The following is a 14569-nucleotide window of genomic DNA, read 5'->3' as shown; positions in this document are numbered from 1 at the left end:
TGGGTTTATGGCCGGGGTCAGGCAGGCACGAGAGGCTCGAAGTCATCGGTGGCGCGGGCCTTCCGTGTGCGGGACCCGGCGAGCAGGAGTGCTTGAAGGACCGCACCTGACAGGCCCACCCACAAGGCGAACCGATAGCTGATCCGGTCGGCGAGGAGTCCGCCCAGCGGTGCCCCGACCGCCACCATCCCCCAGTTGAACGAGCGGATCGTGGCGTTCATCCGGCCCCGCAGCCGGTCGGGCGTGACCGCCTGGCGGTAACTCATCTCCACGGGGCTCTCGACCGAGATCGCCAAGGAGACGACGAAGAAGGCCAGCGACACCGAGACCAGGGCCCACGGCCCGCTCTGGGCGAGGACCAGTGGCAGCCAGCCGACGGCGGCGACCACCCGTCCGGCGATCAGGGTGACGCCGACATCGAACCTCCGCGCCACCCGTTCGGAGAACGCGCCGCCGAGTACCCCGCCGAGTCCCGCGCAGGCGTACGTCACGCCCAGACCGAAGTCCCCGATCTTCAGCTCACGCAGCGCGAAGACCACGAAGACAGTGCTCACGACGGTGTTGAAGAGGAGCATCAGGTGCGAGGTCAGGGCGATGGACGCCAGGATCCGGTGACGGTAGACCCAGGCCACCCCCTCGCGCAGCTCGGTGAGGAGACTGCGCCGCGCGCCCCGGTCGGGGACGGGATCGTGGGCCCGCACCGAGGTGAGCAGCAGGCCGGACACCAGATAGCTGACGGCGTCCACCAGCACGGCGAGTGGCGCGCCGATCAGCCTGATCAGCACTCCGGCGATCAGCGGCCCGGTCGACCCGGCCGCCGCGTCGGCCTGCCCGACCCGGGCGTAGCCCGCGTTGAGGAGTTCCCTGGGGACGAGCTGCGGCACGTAGGAGTGGTTCGCCGCGTCGAAGAACAGACACAGCACGCCGAAGGCGAAGACGCACGCGCACAGGGTGGCGATGCCGAGCCGGTCCAGGGCGTACAGCAGCGGGATCGCGCCGAGCAGGGCGGCCCTGCCGAAATCCATCGCCACCATGACCGGCTTGCGCCGGCAACGATCCACCAGTACCCCGGCGACGAGGCCGAAGAGCAGATAGGGAGCCCAGCGGGCCGCGTTGACCAGACCCACCTCGGTGGCGGACGCGCTCAACGTGACGGCGGTGAGGATCTGGAGCGCCAGCCCTGAGATCTGCGAACCGAATGCCGAGACCGCGGAGGCGGTCCAGAAACGTGTGTACCCAGGGACATCCACCAGGCGCGCCATGATCGGACCGTATCAAGGAAGTGCCGTCGCGCCGTGGGGTGTTGGCCACTTGGCCGGTCGGCGACGCATCGGTGGCCGGGAAGCCGATCACGCGAGCACCGCCGCAGCCACCGCCCTCCCCGCCCGCAGCGCGGCGACCGGATCGGCCGCCTCGTCCAGTTCGATGAGGACCGTGTCCGCGCCCGGAGTGCGGGACATCGCGTCGGCCCAGCCCTTCCAGTCGACGATGCCCGTGCCCAGTTCGGTCATGTAGGGCTGCTGTCGGGCGAAGACCGTCTCGTCGATGGTGAGTTCCACGTCGATGGGCCTGATCGCGTCCTTCCAGTGCGCCAGAGCGATGCGTGGGGAGTGACGGCGGGCCAGGGCCACCGGGTCGCCGCCGCCGAGCGCGATGTGGCAGGAGTCGGGGCACAGCCAGACGTAGCGCGGATCGGTGAGAGCCATGAAGAGGTCGATGTCGCGCTCGTACCAGAGCGTGCTGTTGGACTCCGTGTGGAAGGCGAGCCGCACGCCCTGCCGGGAGACGGCCTCGCCCACCGCGTGGGCGATGTCGGCCATGCGCGTCATGTACGCGGCGTCGACGAAGAAGGGCGGCTGCGAACCGAAAGTCGTCCGCATGGGCAGTCCCGTGACGAGGAGTTCCGCCCCCACGTCGGCCAGGAAGGCCGCGCGTCGCTCGGCGTCGGCGACGATCGCGGACAGGTTGCCGGCCACCCGCCAGTCGGGGCAGTCGCTCCCGGCGACGAACGCGCTCACGACGGACAGGCCCCGGGCCGCGAGTGCGCGGCGGAACGCCGGCGCGCTGCCGAAGGCCCGCAGGGCCGACTCGATGTCGCCCGGCGCGAAGGTGAGTTCGATGCCCGTGACACCCGCCTCGGCCAGTGCGTCCATCACCCGGCCCCAGAAGTCCTCGGGGTGCGCCGACGCCCAGTCGCGTACCGCGTCCGCGGAGGGGAGGCCCCAGAACTCCGGGTGGTAGAAGGTGACGACGTCGGTGGCGAAGCGCCGGGTCACGCGGTACCTCCGCGGGCGTTGTAGACGACGATGCCGTCGGCCCCGTCGACGGCCTTGCGGTAGTTCCGGAACACGGCCAGCGCCTCGTCCCGGAGCACGTCCCCTACGACCTCGATGCCACGCGCCTCGAACTGCTCGGCCCAGTCCGCGCCGAGCGGGCCCTCGTCGAACGTGGTGATCTCCTCCAGTTCCGGGCCCTCGCCCGCGACCACCAGTCCGCGCACCCCGGACCACATGGTGGCGCCGTAACACTGGATGCAGGGGCGCCAGTTGACGACCAGTTCGTGGGCCGGGAGGCCGGAGGCGCCCAAGTCCCAGCCGCCGGTCGCCGTTTGGGCCAGACCGAGCGCCACGACCTCGGCGTGTGCGCTGGAGACTCCTGAGGCGAGGACGACGTTCACACCGACCGAGACGATCCGGCCGGTGTCGCGCTCGGCGACGAGAGCCGCGAACGGACCGCCGTTGCCCTCCCGCCAGTTGCGGTCCGCGAGCCGGTGCACGAGGCGCATCCGGTCCTCGCGGCCGGGGACGACGGCGGGCACGTCGGACAACTCGTCGTCGATCCACGCGGGCAGCGCCACCCGGTATTCCCTGGCGATTGCGATCATGATCGGACTTCCTCTCGGCGCGCGGCGAGCGACGCGGTGCGGGTGCTGACGGCTCGGGTGGCGACGGCTCGGGCGGCCCGAACGGCCGTCACCGCGCCCGTGAGAGTCACGTTGGCGGCCATCGCGGTGGGGATCACGCCGTTGCCGGCGACGTACAGGTTGTCGAAGCCCCAGACCCGGCCGTCCGGGTCGCAGACGCTCGTCCCGTCGTCGGCGGTGCCCGAGCGGACGGTGCCGGTCAGATGCAGCGACGAGCCGGGCGGGAGCAGGGCGAGCTCGGTCGTGGGGTCGAACGCACCGAACTCCTCGGCCAGTGAACGGACTTCGGCGAGTCCCCGGTCGATCAGCGTGCGGTCGTCCTCGGAGTAGGCGAACTCGACGCCGATGCACGGCAGTCCGGCGAGGTCGGTCTCCGACTCCGAGAAGACGAGCCGGTGTTCGGGGCGCGACTCGACAGGGACGAGGAGCGAGAGGCCCACGGCGTGGGCGAGGGGGCGGCCGTGCTCGTCGACGTACGTCCGGTTCATGATCTGACCGTGGAACGGCTGCGCCGAACCGTTCTGCGGCAGCCACAGCGAGTCCGTGCTGAACTCGCCGGGGCGGGGGAGCGGCAGGTCGTCCAGGGCGATGCCGAACCGGTCGGGATCCAGGAGGACTTGGGCGGTGATGAACGCGTGCTCGTTCAGATACCGGCCCAGCGCCTCGGGGCGGATGCCCGACGCGAACAGCAGTTGCGGGGTGCGCAGCGCGTCGGCGCACACGACCACGGTGTCCGCGTGGACTTCGGTCTCCGAGCCGTCGGTGATGCGGCGCAGCCGGACGCCGGTGACCCGGCCGTCCGTGACGAGCAACCGGGTGGCGAGCGTCCCCGTCATCAGGGTGAACGCCGGGTCGCCGCCCGTGGCGATGGCCGGGAAGATCGTCCCCGGCGCGGTGCGTGGCATGGGGCCCGAGGGCGTCGCCGTGACGGCCATGGGCATCGGCTGCGGGCGTCGGTCGTCCGGTGCGGTGGCGTCGTAGCGGCGGCGCAGTACGTCGAGTACGGCCCGGCCGACCTCGGTCGGGCCGATGGGGGAGGGGGTGACGGCGAGCAGACGACGCGCGGTGTCCAGGTCGGCCGCCCACTGGGCCGGGTCGCCGAAGTCGAACACCTCGGGTCCGGCGGGCCACGGGGTCGCGGCCGTCCAGTGCACGCCCATGCCGCCCGCGTTCCAGGCGAGCGCGGTCGCGGGCATCGCCTCGGCGTCCTCGCCGAAGGCCAGCGCGTGGAACATGCCGGGTGTCAGCCCGGCGAGGCTCTCCGCGACCTCGCGCACCACCTCGGCGCCGGTGTACATGCCCTGGATGCCGGTGTCGACCCGTTCGTTGTACCGCGACCAGAGGGCCGGGTCGGCCACGTCGTGCAGATGCAGGCCGGGTGCCTTGCCGATCGCGCTGCCGCCGTCGACCATCGTGATGTCCAGCCCCGGATCGCTGTCCCGCAGCAGCCGGGCCACGCCGGAGCCCATGATGCCGCTGCCCACGATGAGGACGTCGGTGTGCGGGGTGTGGGTCACAGGCAGACTCCAAAGTCGGGTGGTGTGGGGGGAGTTACGCACCGGGGACGAGCGGGCCGAACAGCTCGGTGTCCATGCGGTCGAGCACCAGCTTCACCGCGCCGATCAACGGGGCGTCGCGGCCCAGGCCGGTGGCGCGCAGCTCGATCGCGGGGGTGCGGGCGACGCGCATCGCCTCGCGTACCCGGGGCAGCAGCACATCGGCCGCGTCCTCCAGACCGCCGCCGAGCACGATGAGCGAGGGCGCGACCGTCCACGACAGGGTGGTGAGGATCGAGGTGATGTTCTCGACGAACTCGTCGACCTCGGCGAGCGCTTCCACGTCTCCGGCCCGGGCCGCGGCGAAGCGCTCCAGGGCGACCTTGCGCTGGGTCGCCTCCGGTGAACTCAGCCACGCCACCGGGCGGTTGGCGATCGTGCCGGTCGGGATCGACTGGGCCTCGACGATCTCGCCTGCCGCACCGTCCAGACCCCGGTGCACGGCTCCTCGGATCAGGATGCCGAGACCGGTCCGGTTGCCGAGGTGTGCCCATACGACGTTGTCGTGGTCGCCGGCCACACCCCGCCAACGCTCGGCCAGCGCACCGAGGTTGGAGTCGTTGTCGGCGAACCAGGGCATCCGGATGCGGCGTCCGAGCTCGGCGGGCAGATGCACTCCTTCCCAGCGTGTGGTGTGCACCAGCCGTCGTACGACTCCCTCGTCGTCGATGGCGCCGCCGCCCGCCACCGCACCGGCGCGCAGCCGCTCCGGAGACCCGCCCGCGTCGTCGAGCGCCTCCCGGACCAGCGCCGCCGCGTCGTCGAGCGTGGTCGCCGGGTCCTGGTAGGCGCGCAGCGGGCGGTGCGCCCGGCCGACGATCCGGCCGCGTACGTCGGCGATGACCGCGGACGCGTCAGCGGTGTTGATGCAGACCGCCGCCAACAGGGCGTGTTCCGCGCACAGTTCGTACCGCCGGGCGGGGCGTCCGGCGGAGCCGCTGGTCGGTATCCGCTCCAACTCGGCCACCCAGCCCGCCTGGACGAGCGAGTCCAGGATCAGCTCGATGGTACGGCGGGACAGACCGGCCTGATCGGCGAGCGCGGTGAGCGTCGTCGGCCCCGCGGCCACCGCGAGCGCCCGCAGGATGACCGAGGTGTTGACGCGCCGCACGGCACTCTGGTTCAACCCTGACATCAACACCCCTCCGCCTCCTCGGACTTGCCCCGCATGACGGGATCGAACACACCGTTGGTGCCATGGCGGGAGGTGTCGTAGGGCCGGGTGGACCGGGTTCGGGGGACGGGAGTCTGCACGATCTCCGTCATGTAGGTCACCGCATTCCCGATCCGGCGATGCCCTGCACGAAGTACCTCTGGAGGAACAGGAAGAGCACGAGGACCGGCAGCATCACGACGATCGCGCCGGCGAGGACCAGGCCGTAGTCGGTGACGTGCTGGGCTGCCTGGCTGGTGGCGGCGAGGCCCACCGGGAGGGTGTAACTCGATGTGCTCTGGGCCACGATGAGCGGCCAGATGAAGTTGTTCCACGAGGTCAGGAACGACATGATCGTGATCGTGGCGACCGCAGGACCGGCCAGCGGAAGGAAGATCCGGAAGAAGATGCGGAACTCGCCCGCGCCGTCGATGCGCGCCGCCTCCAGCAGTTCGTCGGGGACCGACTGCGCGTACTGCCGCATGATGAACACCGACAGCGGCAACGCCACGCCGGGCAGCGCGATGCCGGTCAGGGTGTCGGCGAGGCCCATGTCGACGGTGATGACGAACTGGGTGACGAACACCGTCGTGAACGGCACCATCATCGCCGCCATGACCGCCCCGAACGCGAGCCGTTTGCCCGCGAACTCCAGCTTGGCGAGCGCGTATCCGGCCGCCGAGGCCGCCACGACGTTGCCGATCACCACCATGAGGGCGACCAGAACACTGTTGGTGAGGAAGCGCCCGAAGCCCTCGGTCCGGAACAACCGCACGAAGTTGTCGAGCGTGACGTGCCGCGGCACCCATGCCCCCGGGTCGGAGCGGATCTCGTCGAGGCCGCGCAGCGAACCGCTGACCACCCAGTAGAAGGGCAGCAGCGTGAGCAGCGCGCACAGCACCAACGCCCCGTACAGCAGGGGCCGGCCAACGGACCGCGTGCGTACGGCGATCCGGTCCTCGGTGGCGATCAGGTCGGCGTCGGCGTCGGCGTCGTTCAACGACGCGGCTACGGCGGTCATGTGCGGGGCCTCAGCAGTCGGAACTGGACGACACTCACCAGCAGCACGAGCAGCAGCATCACGAAGGACGCGGCCGAGGACATGCCCAGCTGGCCGGACCCGAACTGGTGGTAGGTGTACAGCGACACGGACTCGGTCGACCCCAACGGACCGCCGTCCGTGAGGAGATAGGGCTCGTCGAAGACCTGGAGGTAGAAGACGGTCAGCAGCACCGACACCATGAGGGTGGTCGGGAGCAGCAGCGGCAAGGTGATGTGCCTCAACTGCCTCCACCTGCCCGCCCCGTCGAGCGCGGCGGCCTCGTACACATCCTCCGGGACGGCCTGAAGCCCGGCGAGGAACAGGACCATCGCGGTGCCGAAGTTGCGCCAGACGCCGAGCAGGATCACCACGGGCATGGCGAGATGCGGGTCGTCCAGCCAGTTCGGTCCGGCGAGACCCACGGCGGCCAGTGCCTTGTTGACGGTGCCGCCCGCGTTGAAGGCGTACTGCCAGATCAGGGCGACCGCGACGACGTTGGTGACGACCGGTGCGAAGAAGACCGTGCGGAACACCCCGCGCATCCGCCGGATACCGGAGTTCAGCGCGACGGCCAGCGCGAAGCCGATCGCCATGGTCGACGGGACCCCCACGGCGACGAAGACGGCGGTGTTCAGGATGTCGCGCAGGAAGGTCGGGTCCTGGAACAGGCGCAGGTAGTTGTCCAGGCCGGTGAAGTCGACCGCGAGGGGATGGCGCAGGTCCGAGCCGCGCAGGTCGGTCAGGCTGAAGCCGAGCGCGGCCACCGTGGGAATCGCGGTGTAGAGGACGAACACGACGGTGAACGGGGCGAGGAACAGCCACGCGACCGCCGTACGACGGGAGTTGCGTGCCCTGCCTCGCGCTCCCGGGACGAGCGTGCTGGTCATCCGCCGCTCACCCCGCGCCCGTGCCGAGACTCTTGGCGTACGCCTGGATGCTCGCGGCGGCCTTCTCCGCGGTCTGTGTGCCCTTGGCGACGGCCTCCACCTCCTTGCCCAGCCGGGTGGCGACCTGCTGCCAACTGCCCACCTGCGGAAAGGCCTTGGTGTTCTTCAGCTGAGTGAGGAAGGCGTCGAGGAGCGGCTGCTTCTTGACGGCGGGGTCGTCCCAGGCGGAGATCACGGCGGGCAGCGAGCCGTATGCCGAGTACTGCGCGACCTGGGTGCTCGGCTTCGAGACGTACCGGACGAACTTCCACGACGCGTCCGTGTTCCCGCTGTCCGCGAGGACGCCCCAAGTGCCTCCGGCGGAGAAGGAGATGCTGCCCGAGGCACCGGCCGGCAGCGGTGCCGTGGCGACATGGGACGCCGTCCAGCCGGTCTTCTTCGCGGCGGTGTCGAGCTGCCCGAGCACCCATGGGCCCGTGATCATCGTGGCTGTCTTGCCGGACACGAAGTACGGCTGTGCGTCGAGGAAGGTGGGGGTCGCGGTGTCGGCGGAACCCGAGGTGAAGAACGACGCGTTGTACTTGAGGGCGTCGACCACCGCCGGTGTGTCGAGGGTCCAACTGCCGTTGGGCGAGAGCAGGTTGCCGCCCGCCTGCCAGGCGTACATCGCGACGTCCTGGCCGTTGAAGATGTCCCAGCCGTTGTCCGCCCCGAGCCCGCGCACGGCGCCGGCACTCTCCAACGCCTTGAAGAACGGCACCATTTCGGCCCACGTGGTGGGTGCCTTGACGCCCGCCTTCTCGGCGAGGTCGGCACGGTAGACGAGCGCGTACGTGTAGGCGTACCAGGGCACCGTGTAGGCCACGTCCTTGACCAGACCCGCGTCCCACAGGCTCTTGAAGAAGGCGCCGGAGTCGACGAGCCCGTCCGGCACGGGCCGCAGGATCGACGGGTCGAGGAACTGCGCCTGCGACTCGGGGAAGAACTGGGCCACATCCGGGCCCTTGCCCGCCGCGACCGCCGCCTGGAGCTTCGTGTAGTACTCGGAGTTCGGTATCAGCGTGAACTTCACGGTGACGTCCGGGTTCGCGGCCTTGAAGGGCTTGATCACCTTGGCGAGGACGTCGGCGTCGCCCTGCGCGGCCCAGACGTTGACGCTGCCGGTGGCCGGCTTGTCGTCGATCGGCTTGGCCGTGGCCTTCGCGGTAGCGGTCGCGGTGTCGCCGCGCCCACAGCCCGCGAGGGCGAGGGTGCCGAGCAGAGCGGTGCCTGCGGACAGTCTGAGGACGCCGCGTCGGGAGGGATCGGACACTCGGGGCTCCTGTCTCATGGGGCGCTGAGGACAGTGAAGGGATTTTCGGGGAAAGCAGCGTTATCGGTCCGGCGGCCGTAATGCGGCTGATGGGACCTCTGTGGCTGACTGCGACGTTAGGAAGGGTCTGTTTCGCCGGCGTGGCTCAGCCGTCACGAATAATTTCGGAACTTGTAGCGAAATCCCTGACAGAGGGAAAACCCTTGAGTGCCCCTGACCTGGGTGACATGGACGGGTCAAGACTGTCATCCTCCACCCAGCCACCCCCACGGATCCTTCACGGATCGGTCAAAGTTCCGTACGCCCCGCACAGCTCAGCTCTTCCCGGACAGCAGACCCGGCTGTCCGGTCTGTCACCGGCCGCGTTCGCGGTCGTCGCAGTAGGAGTAAGAGTGAGACGCATCCCCCGCAAGCGGATGGCGGTAGGAGCCCTGGTCTCCACCGCCGCCTTCCTGGCCGTCGGCATCCAGTCGGTGCCCGCGACAGCGAAGCCCGCCTCCCCCCACCCGAGCCCGCTGCTCACCGGCAGCCTGGAGGCGAAGCTCACCCCGGCCCAGCGCTCCGCCCTGGTGAAGAGCGCCACGCAGAACACCACGGCGACCGCCCGCACCCTCGGCCTCGGCGCCAAGGAGAAGCTGGTAGTCCGGGACGTCGTCAAGGACAACGACGGCACGCTGCACACCCGTTACGAGCGCACCTACGCGGGCCTGCCGGTCCTCGGCGGCGACCTCGTCGTGCACACCCCGCCCGCCACCGTGGCCACGGGCACCGTGAGCGCCACGTTCAACAACAAGCACACCATGGCGGTCGCCTCCACCACCGCGTCCTTCACCAAGGCGGCAGCCGAGACCAAGGCCCTCACCACGGCCAAGGCCCTCGACGCCAAGAGCCCCGCCGCCGACAGCGCCCGCAAGGTCATCTGGGCCGGCAGCGGCACCCCGAAGCTGGCCTGGGAGACCGTGGTCGGTGGCTTCCAGGACGACGGCACGCCGAGCCAGCTGCACGTCATCACTGACGCCTCAAGCGGCAAGGAGCTCTACCGCTACCAGGCGATCAAGACGGGCACCGGCAACACCCAGTACAGCGGCACGGTGTCCCTGAGCACCACGCTGTCCGGTTCGACGTACCAGCTGTACGACACCACGCGCGGCGGCCACAAGACGTACAGCCTCAACAACGGCACGTCGGGCACCGGCACGCTGATGACCGACTCGGACGACGTGTGGGGCACCAGCTCCGGCTCCAACACCCAGACCGCCGGCGCGGACGCCGCCTACGGCGCCCAGGAGACCTGGGACTTCTACAAGAACACCTTCGGCCGCAGCGGCATCAAGAACGACGGCGTCGCCGCCTACTCGCGCGTCCACTACAGCACGGCGTACGTCAACGCCTTCTGGGACGACAGCTGCTTCTGCATGACGTACGGCGACGGCACCAGCAGCACGCACGCGCTGACCTCGCTGGACGTGGCGGGTCACGAGATGAGCCACGGTGTCACCTCGAACACCGCCGGGCTCGAATACACCGGTGAGTCCGGCGGCCTCAACGAGGCCACCTCGGACATCATGGGCACCGGTGTCGAGTTCTACGCCAACAACTCCACCGACGTGGGCGACTACCTCATCGGCGAGAAGATCGACATCAACGGCGACGGCACGCCGCTGCGTTACATGGACAAGCCGAGCAAGGACGGCGGCTCCGCGGACAGTTGGTACTCCGGCGTCGGCAACCTCGACGTCCACTACTCCTCGGGCCCGGCCAACCACATGTTCTACCTGCTCTCCGAGGGCAGCGGCACCAAGGTCATCAACGGCGTCAGCTACACCAGCACCACCTCCGACGGCGTCGCCGTCGCCGGTATCGGCCGGGCCGCGGCCCTGCAGATCTGGTACAAGGCGCTGACGACGTACATGACGTCCAGCACCACGTACGCCCAGGCCCGTACCGCGGCGTTGAGTGCCGCCGGCGCGCTGTACGGCACAAGTTCCGCCCAGTACGCGGGAGTTGGCAACGCCTTCGCCGGTATCAACGTCGGCAGCCACATCACCGTACCGACCAGTGGTGTCACGGTGACCAACCCGGGCAGCCAGTCCTCCACCGTCGGCACCGCGGTGAGCCTGGCGATCACGGCCAGCAGCACCAACAGCGGCACCCTGACGTACGCCGCGACCGGACTGCCCACCGGCCTGTCGATCAGCAGCTCCACGGGCGCCATCACCGGCACCCCGACGACTGCGGGCACCTACAGCTCCACCGTGACCGTCACCGACAGCACCGGGGCGACCGGCACCGCGTCCTTCACCTGGACCGTGAGCACCAGCGGGGGCGGCGGAACCTGCACCTCCACGCAACTCCTCGGCAACCAGGGCTTCGAGTCCGGCAGCACCACCTGGACCGCCACCAGCGGAGTCATCACCAACTCCAGCAGCGAGTCCGCACACGCGGGCTCGTACTACGCGTGGCTCGACGGGTACGGCTCGACCCACACCGACACGCTGTCCCAGTCGGTGACCGTCCCGAGCGGCTGCACGGGCACGACGTTCACCTTCTACCTGCACGTCGACACCGCGGAGACCACCACCAGCACGGCCTACGACAAGCTGACGGTCACCGCCGGATCGACCACGCTCGCCACCTACTCCAACCTCAACGCGGCCAGCGGGTACGTCGCGAAGTCCTTCAGCCTCTCGGCCTTCGCCGGTACCACCGTCACGCTGAAGTTCAGCGGAGTCGAGGACTCCTCGCTCCAGACCAGCTTCGTCGTCGACGACACCGCCGTCACGACCAGCTGATCCGCTCTCCCTGTTCCATGTTTCATCCGGCACCCCGCACGCGCCCCAGGCGTGCGGGGTGTTCCGGTGTCCTCAGCTCAGCGGGTCCAGCGTCAGATAGGCCTGCTGCGGGTTGCCGTCGTTCACCAGGGACTCCTGGGCGCCGACGTCGTCGAACGCGAACGCGTAGGCCTTGCCGTCGGCCATCTGCGCGTGGATCTTGCGGGCGTAGTGGTTGGTCACCACGTCCTGGTAGAAGTTGGCCGTCGTGGTGTCCGGCTGGTTGGGGTTGACCAGGAGCGTGGAGCGGTTGAAGCCCGCGCACAGTGTGCGTGAAATCGGGCCGCGCACCAGGTCGTTGGGGGCGTCGAGGTACTTGGAGCAGCCGAAGATGCTGGCCGCGTCCGGCTTCTGGAAGGTGGTGACGACCGCGCCGGAGCTGTTGGTGAAGTTCATGACGTTGCCCGAGACCCGGCCGTAGTATTTGGTGTTCGGCTGGTCGGCGAACGGCGTCACGGTCAGGGTCGACGACGCGTACTTCGTCCAGACGCGGTTGATGTAGTCGTCCATGACGGTGCTCGGCAGGGCGCCCGTCTCGATCCCGTACGTCGGTGAGAGCGCTCGCAGAACCGTGCCGTCGGACCGGGTCTGGATCAGGTTGGCCCAGCCGCCGGGCTGCCCGCGCAGCGCGTTGAAGAACCCGGTGTAGCCACCCGACTTGAGATGCCCGGTGGTTGCCGTGCTCCCGTCGGAACGCTGCACCCCGACCGCGTACGGCGCGGAGAACATGTCCACCTGGGTGCTGTTGATCCACAGCCCGGAGTCGTTCAGCGTGTACTCGGACCAGTTGAAGAGGATGTTGCGGTTCGGGTCGGTCGGGTTCTGCACGGCCGGCTGCACCAGGCCGCCGGTGGTCAGCTTGAACACCAGCTTCTGGCCGTACGAGAAGTAGATGCGGCCGGAGAACTTGGGGATCCGGATGGTGCTGGACTGCCCGGCCGCCGGGCCCGCGATCGAGGCGTCCGGCGCCGGAGTGGGCGGGTTGCCACCTGCCGGCCAGGCGTGGAACGTGCCGTTGGCGTCTGCCCAACCCTGCTGGCCGGTGGCCAGGTTGGTGCCCAGGTCGTAGATGTAGACCGCGTCGCCGCGGCCCGAGTTGTTGGTGATCTTCAGCGGGATCGTGGCGGGCACCGCGGCGTCCGCCGTCACCGGTGTGGCCAGCGCGAGCATCGTGGCCACCGCGGTCGCGGCACCCAGTCGACGTGCGAGTCTGACGAGCACTACTCACCTCCGTGTGGGGGGTGTACGAAAATTGGTCCGTACCTATGTGAGAGCGCTCTCAGAATCGCGCCGAGCCGCGTTCATGTCAATGAGTTGAACGAAAGGTGCCCACGGCAACTCGCGCCGTGGGCACCTGGATTGAATCAGTGAATGCGGTCTGTCGATCAGAACGTACGGTCCAGCAGGTCGAGCAGCGCGATCCAGTGACGCTCGTCGGCCTCCGCGTCGTACGAGGAGGTGTCAGCCTGTGTGTAGCCGTGCTGGGCACCCGGGTAGACCTCGCAGCGGTGCCGGACACCGGCCGCGGTGAGCGCGTCCTCGAACCGCTTGATCTGCTCCTCGGGCAGCGAGGAGTCCTGGTCGGCGTGGCCGAAGTACAGCTCGGCGGTGATGTGTTGGGCGGCCAGGTGCGGGCTGGTCGGGTCGTCGGTGGCCAGTCGCCCGCCGTGGAAGCCGGCCGCCGCGGCCACCCGGTCCGGGTAGGCGCCGGCGGTGTACAGCGCCAGCCGGGCGCCCATGCAGTACCCGGTGACCGCGACCGGCCCGTCCGCGACCAGCGGGGACTCGGCCAGCCAGCGGAGGTAGGCACCGGCGTCCCGCTCGACCAGGTCGGGGGTCAGGCCCCCGATCAGCGGGCCGACCTTCTGGAAGATGTCCGGACGCGCCTCGGGGTCGATGAACTCCGGCAGCTCGACCACCGGCGCGCGACCGTGCCGGTAGAACACGTTCGGCACCAGGACCGTGTAACCGGCCTCGGCCAGCCGGTCGGCCATGGACTTGAGGTGGGGGCGGAGCCCGAAGGCGTCCTGGTAGAGCAGCACGGCCGGACGGGGGAGGTCGTCGCCGGGATGCGCCAGATAGGCGTCGGCGATGCCGTCCTCGGTGGGGATGTCCACGGCTGTGCCCTGTACGACGGTCATGGCGGGGGGTGCCTCCGTGCGGATCGGCGCCGGACCACCTGCCGGCCCGGCGCGGCGTGTTCCGATCATCGTGGCACGCCCGGTCACGGCCCCTCCGCCGGGGTCACTCGAAGCGGGAGACGTCGCCCGCCCCCTTCCGCACGATCTCGGCCTCGCCGTTCGAGAAGTCGATGACAGTCGTCGGTTCCGTACCGCAGTCCCCGGAGTCGACCACCGCGTCCACCACGTGATCGAGCCGGTCCTTGATCTCCCAGCCCTGCGTCATCGGCTCCTCCTCGTCGGGCAGCAGGAGGGTGCTGGACAGCAGCGGCTCGCCCAGCTCGGCCAGCAGGGCCTGGGTGACGACGTGGTCGGGGATGCGCACGCCCACGGTCTTCTTCTTCGTGTTCAGCAGCTGGCGCGGCACCTCCTTCGTCGCCGGGAGGATGAAGGTGTAGCTGCCGGGCGTGGAGGCCTTGATGGCGCGGAACACGTCGTTGTCGATGTGCACGAACTGGCCCAGCTGGGCGAAGTTCTGGCACACCAGCGTGAAGTGGTGCCGGTCGTTGAGATGCCGGATCGTACGGATCCGCTCCATGCCGTCACGGTTGCCCAGCTGGCAGCCCAGCGCGTAGCAGGAGTCGGTCGGGTACGCGATCAGCGCACCCGAGCGGACACTGTCCGTGACCTGGGTGATGGTGCGGGGCTGCGGGTTGTCGGGGTGCACGTCGAAGTACTTGGCCAC

The 14569-nt window shown here is 69.6% G+C and carries 13 protein-coding genes; 1 reads left to right on the top strand and 12 read right to left on the bottom strand.

Annotated elements, in window-relative coordinates; genetic code table 11:
• Positions 1 to 17: 17 nt before the first annotated feature.
• The 9 genes from AB0I69_RS23550 to AB0I69_RS23510 all read right to left on the bottom strand — a co-directional run bounded on the left by AB0I69_RS23550 (position 18) and on the right by AB0I69_RS23510 (position 8873).
• Positions 18 to 1262, bottom strand: a complete 1245-nt coding sequence (locus AB0I69_RS23550; protein ID WP_363097618.1) for an MFS transporter — start codon at positions 1260 to 1262, stop codon at positions 18 to 20.
• Between the two features lie 87 nt (positions 1263 to 1349).
• A complete protein-coding gene (locus AB0I69_RS23545; protein ID WP_363097617.1) occupies positions 1350 to 2276 on the bottom strand; it encodes a sugar phosphate isomerase/epimerase in 927 nt (308 codons plus the stop codon).
• Positions 2273 to 2884: a nucleoside deaminase gene (locus AB0I69_RS23540; protein ID WP_363097616.1), complete on the bottom strand. Its 612-nt coding sequence runs from the start codon at positions 2882 to 2884 to the stop codon at positions 2273 to 2275. The genes AB0I69_RS23545 and AB0I69_RS23540 overlap by 4 nt, the downstream gene beginning before the upstream one ends.
• Complete coding sequence (locus AB0I69_RS23535) at positions 2881 to 4440, bottom strand: GMC oxidoreductase (protein ID WP_363097615.1); 1560 nt, start codon at positions 4438 to 4440, stop codon at positions 2881 to 2883. Before AB0I69_RS23535 ends, AB0I69_RS23540 begins: the two co-directional genes overlap by 4 nt.
• A gap of 34 nt (positions 4441 to 4474) precedes the next feature.
• Positions 4475 to 5614 carry an ROK family transcriptional regulator gene (locus tag AB0I69_RS23530; RefSeq protein ID WP_363097614.1) on the bottom strand — a complete coding sequence of 380 codons (1140 nt, stop codon included), beginning with the start codon at positions 5612 to 5614 and terminating at the stop codon, positions 4475 to 4477.
• Positions 5614 to 5745, bottom strand: a complete 132-nt coding sequence (locus AB0I69_RS23525) for a hypothetical protein (RefSeq protein WP_363097613.1) — start codon at positions 5743 to 5745, stop codon at positions 5614 to 5616. Before AB0I69_RS23525 ends, AB0I69_RS23530 begins: the two co-directional genes overlap by 1 nt.
• 5 nt (positions 5746 to 5750) lie before the next feature.
• Complete coding sequence (locus AB0I69_RS23520; RefSeq protein WP_363097612.1) at positions 5751 to 6653, bottom strand: carbohydrate ABC transporter permease; 903 nt, start codon at positions 6651 to 6653, stop codon at positions 5751 to 5753.
• Positions 6650 to 7561, bottom strand: coding sequence for a sugar ABC transporter permease (locus tag AB0I69_RS23515; protein ID WP_363097611.1), 912 nt, complete (start codon positions 7559 to 7561; stop codon positions 6650 to 6652). Before AB0I69_RS23515 ends, AB0I69_RS23520 begins: the two co-directional genes overlap by 4 nt.
• A 7-nt stretch (positions 7562 to 7568) precedes the next feature.
• Positions 7569 to 8873 carry an extracellular solute-binding protein gene (locus AB0I69_RS23510; RefSeq protein ID WP_363097610.1) on the bottom strand — a complete coding sequence of 435 codons (1305 nt, stop codon included), beginning with the start codon at positions 8871 to 8873 and terminating at the stop codon, positions 7569 to 7571.
• Between the two features lie 416 nt (positions 8874 to 9289).
• On the opposite strand from AB0I69_RS23510, the gene AB0I69_RS23505 reads away from it, so the two are divergent.
• On the top strand, positions 9290 to 11665 hold the full coding sequence (locus AB0I69_RS23505) for a M4 family metallopeptidase (protein ID WP_363097917.1): 2376 nt from the start codon (positions 9290 to 9292) through the stop codon (positions 11663 to 11665).
• A 72-nt stretch (positions 11666 to 11737) separates the two neighbouring features.
• Here the strand turns inward: AB0I69_RS23505 and AB0I69_RS23500 are convergent, their stop codons facing one another.
• From AB0I69_RS23500 to AB0I69_RS23490, 3 genes are all read right to left on the bottom strand, one after another.
• Positions 11738 to 12925 carry a glycoside hydrolase family 64 protein gene (locus AB0I69_RS23500; protein ID WP_363097609.1) on the bottom strand — a complete coding sequence of 396 codons (1188 nt, stop codon included), beginning with the start codon at positions 12923 to 12925 and terminating at the stop codon, positions 11738 to 11740.
• A gap of 164 nt (positions 12926 to 13089) precedes the next feature.
• The gene (locus AB0I69_RS23495; protein WP_363097608.1) at positions 13090 to 13845 is read right to left on the bottom strand and encodes a dienelactone hydrolase family protein; all 756 of its coding nucleotides are present in this window, start codon (positions 13843 to 13845) and stop codon (positions 13090 to 13092) included.
• A gap of 103 nt (positions 13846 to 13948) precedes the next feature.
• Complete coding sequence (locus AB0I69_RS23490) at positions 13949 to 14569, bottom strand: L-threonylcarbamoyladenylate synthase (RefSeq protein ID WP_363097607.1); 621 nt, start codon at positions 14567 to 14569, stop codon at positions 13949 to 13951.

This window comes from Streptomyces sp. NPDC050508, assembly GCF_040655155.1.
Classification (GTDB): Bacteria; Actinomycetota; Actinomycetes; order Streptomycetales; family Streptomycetaceae; genus Streptomyces.
This window is presented reverse-complemented; position numbering and strand designations above follow the sequence as displayed.

Coding starts and splice junctions, on each gene's coding strand:
- AB0I69_RS23530 (WP_363097614.1), bottom strand. CDS start 5,614: ATGTCAGGGTTGAACCAGAGTGCCGTGCGGCGCGTCAACACCTCGGTC.
- AB0I69_RS23495 (WP_363097608.1), bottom strand. CDS start 13,845: ATGACCGTCGTACAGGGCACAGCCGTGGACATCCCCACCGAGGACGGC.
- AB0I69_RS23550 (WP_363097618.1), bottom strand. CDS start 1,262: ATGGCGCGCCTGGTGGATGTCCCTGGGTACACACGTTTCTGGACCGCC.
- AB0I69_RS23525 (WP_363097613.1), bottom strand. CDS start 5,745: ATGACGGAGATCGTGCAGACTCCCGTCCCCCGAACCCGGTCCACCCGG.
- AB0I69_RS23505 (WP_363097917.1), top strand. CDS start 9,290: ATGGCGGTAGGAGCCCTGGTCTCCACCGCCGCCTTCCTGGCCGTCGGC.
- AB0I69_RS23515 (WP_363097611.1), bottom strand. CDS start 7,561: ATGACCAGCACGCTCGTCCCGGGAGCGCGAGGCAGGGCACGCAACTCC.
- AB0I69_RS23540 (WP_363097616.1), bottom strand. CDS start 2,884: ATGATCGCAATCGCCAGGGAATACCGGGTGGCGCTGCCCGCGTGGATC.
- AB0I69_RS23520 (WP_363097612.1), bottom strand. CDS start 6,653: ATGACCGCCGTAGCCGCGTCGTTGAACGACGCCGACGCCGACGCCGAC.